The sequence below is a fragment of the Massilistercora timonensis genome (genome assembly GCF_048354975.1).
Classification (GTDB): Bacteria; Bacillota; Clostridia; order Lachnospirales; family Lachnospiraceae; genus Massilistercora; species Massilistercora timonensis.
This window is the reverse complement of the sequence record NZ_DBGCJQ010000025.1, coordinates 1-3,153: the sequence shown is the minus strand read 5'-3', so window position 1 is coordinate 3,153 and position 3,153 is coordinate 1. Positions and strand designations below refer to the sequence as shown.

The window sequence follows — 3,153 nt, the reverse complement described above, 5'->3', positions numbered from 1 at the left end:
CGCCATCCCGGCGAACACGCCCCTGGACATCCTGCCGTCCCCGGCCAGGATCCCGGCCACATGGGTCCCGTGTCCGTTGTCGTCGTAAGCCTCCCTCCTTCCTTCCACAAAATCCTGGAACGCCGCCACCCGCCCCTGAAAATCCGGGTGGGGCGCAAGTCCGCTATCTAAAATGGCCACAGTCACATCCTGTCCCATACAGCTTCCATTCTTCGTATCCGCGCACCAGTAGTGCACTGCCTGTTTCACTCGGTCCATGATCGATCCTTTTTCTTATTAGCATATTCTCCAATTGATTTCTCAGTGAATTTGTCGTAGAATAAATGTGTTCCTGATGGACATTTGATAAGGGGAGTATCAATATGGAAGGGAAAACGTATTACCAGATCCTGGGGGTTTCTTCGACAGCCAGCCTGGCTGAGATCACTGCAGCCAAAAACCGGCTTGCCAAAGAGTACCACCCAGATGTAAATATGAGAAAAGGCATCGACACCACAGCGCTTATGCAGGAAGTCCTGGAAGCCTACCAGATCCTGTCCAACGAGACCACGCGGGCGGATTATGACCGCAGGATCGCAGGCCGGTCCGCCGTCATGCAGACCTTTGACCTCCACGAAGCCGCTGAAAATGAGGCTCAGGAGGACCCGGCTTTTGTCACCTACTGGAAGGCCTCCAACGACCTCTACGACATCGTCACTGAGAGCGACGCCCTCTTTCGTCAGAAAGACGAGACCAGCCGCATCGCCCAGCTGGCCCTGCAGGCCCTCCGGCACATCCTCACACTGCGGGAAGGGCAGATCCCGGAGCGCTACTGGCATCCGGACATCATGAACTGGCTGCTCTTTGCCTGGTACAAGAACCGGAACTTCACCACCGCCTATCTTCTCACCCTTTACGACGAGCACATGAAAAATGAGATCCCGGTGATGGACAAGCTGCGGCTGAAGAACAAATCCATGCGCTACCAGCACTCAGTAAAGCGGCTGATCAAATATTGAATCCGCCTCACACATCCTCCACATCTGCATATGATGTACTGTAAATAATCGATATGGAGGACTTGACATGAGCGATTTAAGTGCTACAAACTGTGGCTGCGGTTGTGACGCCGCTCCGAGACGTGGAGACTGTGGATGTGGATTTGGCGGGAATAACTGCCTGTGGATCATCCTGCTTCTGTGCTGCTGCGGTGGCTGCGGCAACGGATTCGGCGGAAACGACAACTGCCTGTGGATCATCCTGCTCCTGTGCTGCTGCGGCGGCTTTGGCGGCGGATACAATGATTGTGGCTGCTAATTACAGATAGAAAAACCAACGGACGGAGTACAGCACTCCGTCCGTTTTCTCTGTCTTAAGGGTCCTCCCTCTTATGGGAAATGGACTCCGGCCGGTCCTCTTTCTCCTCCCCGCTCTCCTGGTCCAGCCTTCGTCTCAGCATACATTCCTCATCGATCTCATAGACCGCATTCCCGTCAATGATCAGCTTCCGGTTCATCCTGTTCCTTCCTTTCTTTCCCATACTCCCCTGCCCTATCAATATATGAAAGAATCCGGGAAATGGTCTCCTTGCCGGTCTCTTCTCCCCGCTTCCTGCATATATATTTACAACGTGATCTCCCGGAGCGTGTATGGTATGGAAGCAAAACCCCCGAAACTTATGACCCCCTTCGACTGCCTTGTCACCACAGACCAGCTCTATACCCTCAAGCTCCTCCTTCCCTATACGCCCCCTTCCGCCCAGCGCATGCTGGCCGTCTATGTAAAGTTCCAGGAGTTCCGCCTTGCCCTGGAATATTTCCAGGGCTTCCCGCCACGGGAAGCTGACCGCTCTCCCCTGGAAGACCTGAAGCCCTATCTCCGTCCGGAAGAGCGGGAAACCATGGAACAGATGGAGGGCATGATGCATATGATGGAACTGATGCAGAAATTCCCTGCCGACGCTGCCCAGGATCCCAACCCGGAGGCAGCCTGTCAGGAAGAGGCGCCCCGCGCCGGCTTCTCTCCCCTGGATCTTATGAAACAGATGCTGTCCCCCGGGCAGCAGGAACTCTTCGATACATACACCGCCCTCTTCGACGATGTAATGACTGACCCTTTGGCAGAATCATCCCCAACGGAAAAGAAAGGAGATTCCAAATATGAATGAACACAGAAACGACTGGATCGATCACCCTGCCATGGAGAAGATCGATCCCTTAAAACGGGAGCTGATCCGGACTGCCGCAAAACAGACCCAGGGGAAAAGCGGCAATTCCCTGGCCCCTGTCATGATGGCCCTCATCACCAGCGCCAACAAGAAAGGCATCCGCTTCGAGCCGGAAGAGATCTCCCTCATCATGGAAATCCTGAAAGACGGGAAATCCAGGGAGGAGCAGGAACAGATCGACCGGATGATGCAGATGGTGAATTCCTATCTGCGACGGTAGATGCAGATTTGTAGGGATGACATGGCAACGATCAGACGCACGAAAACGGAGTCAGCCCCTGCGGCGAATCCGAAAATGTTCGTGAAGAATCCTTAACATCAAAACACAAAAGATTTCATGACTAGAGCAATTTGCAGGGAAATCTGATGATTTCCCTGCTCAGGCTCTTTTCAGATTTGACTGGAAGTCAAATCTTCCCATGAAATCTTTTGTGTTTTTCTGTAACGGATTCTAACACTCCAATACGCATTCTCTACAGGGGCTGACTCCGTTTTCTGCGCATTCTGATTCTGTCAGGACATCCCCAAAGCCTGACCCATCTTCTTTCCGGTCGCAGGCCGACTAACACTTATCAGGATTTTGCCGTGCAAGTTGATGATAAGGAGGGGACGGATGATTGCGGAGGTTAAGCGTCAGCCTCGGAGCAATCAACCGTCCCCGCTTCTCGGTAATCTTCATAAAATTTCCCCTGCCAATTTGTCTATCCTGCCATCTTGTTTTTTCTTTGTCCCTCCACTATAATGAACAGACAATCCTCTGGAGAATTCTTTTCTCCACCTCAGCCGGTTTTCCCGGCTGTCATTTTTTTATCCGGCGGTTTCCGCCACTTATTTCCAGACCTTTTTGAGCTCATTTAAAGGTTGCAGCATGTAGTCTTGTTTCCTATAATGAAAGTGAGGTACTTATGAATCGACAATTGCATACTCAGGAGGATCTTCATGCGGAC

6 protein-coding genes are annotated in these 3,153 nt (G+C 52.3%); 4 read left to right on the top strand and 2 right to left on the bottom strand.

Annotated elements, in window-relative coordinates:
- Positions 1-258: S8 family serine peptidase (locus ACML7B_RS02190; protein ID WP_418539156.1), on the bottom strand; the 258-nt coding region annotated here is incomplete at its 3' end.
- Positions 259-362: 104 nt separating this feature from the next.
- Here ACML7B_RS02190 and ACML7B_RS02185 point away from each other — a divergent pair.
- Positions 363-998: a DnaJ domain-containing protein gene (locus ACML7B_RS02185; protein ID WP_418539154.1), complete on the top strand. Its 636-nt coding sequence runs from the start codon at positions 363-365 to the stop codon at positions 996-998.
- Positions 999-1,065: 67 nt separating this feature from the next.
- The gene (locus tag ACML7B_RS02180) at positions 1,066-1,296 is read left to right on the top strand and encodes a chorion class high-cysteine HCB protein 13 (RefSeq protein WP_346708501.1); all 231 of its coding nucleotides are present in this window, start codon (positions 1,066-1,068) and stop codon (positions 1,294-1,296) included.
- A gap of 55 nt (positions 1,297-1,351) precedes the next feature.
- Here ACML7B_RS02180 and ACML7B_RS02175 read toward each other — a convergent pair whose 3' ends face one another.
- Positions 1,352-1,495 carry a hypothetical protein gene (locus ACML7B_RS02175; protein ID WP_346708502.1) on the bottom strand — a complete coding sequence of 48 codons (144 nt, stop codon included), beginning with the start codon at positions 1,493-1,495 and terminating at the stop codon, positions 1,352-1,354.
- 138 nt (positions 1,496-1,633) lie between these two features.
- On the opposite strand from ACML7B_RS02175, the gene ACML7B_RS02170 reads away from it, so the two are divergent.
- A complete protein-coding gene (locus tag ACML7B_RS02170) occupies positions 1,634-2,146 on the top strand; it encodes a hypothetical protein (RefSeq protein WP_418539152.1) in 513 nt (170 codons plus the stop codon).
- Positions 2,139-2,426, top strand: a complete 288-nt coding sequence (locus ACML7B_RS02165) for a hypothetical protein (RefSeq protein ID WP_106788379.1) — start codon at positions 2,139-2,141, stop codon at positions 2,424-2,426. The genes ACML7B_RS02170 and ACML7B_RS02165 overlap by 8 nt, the downstream gene beginning before the upstream one ends.
- Positions 2,427-3,153: the final 727 nt, after the last annotated feature.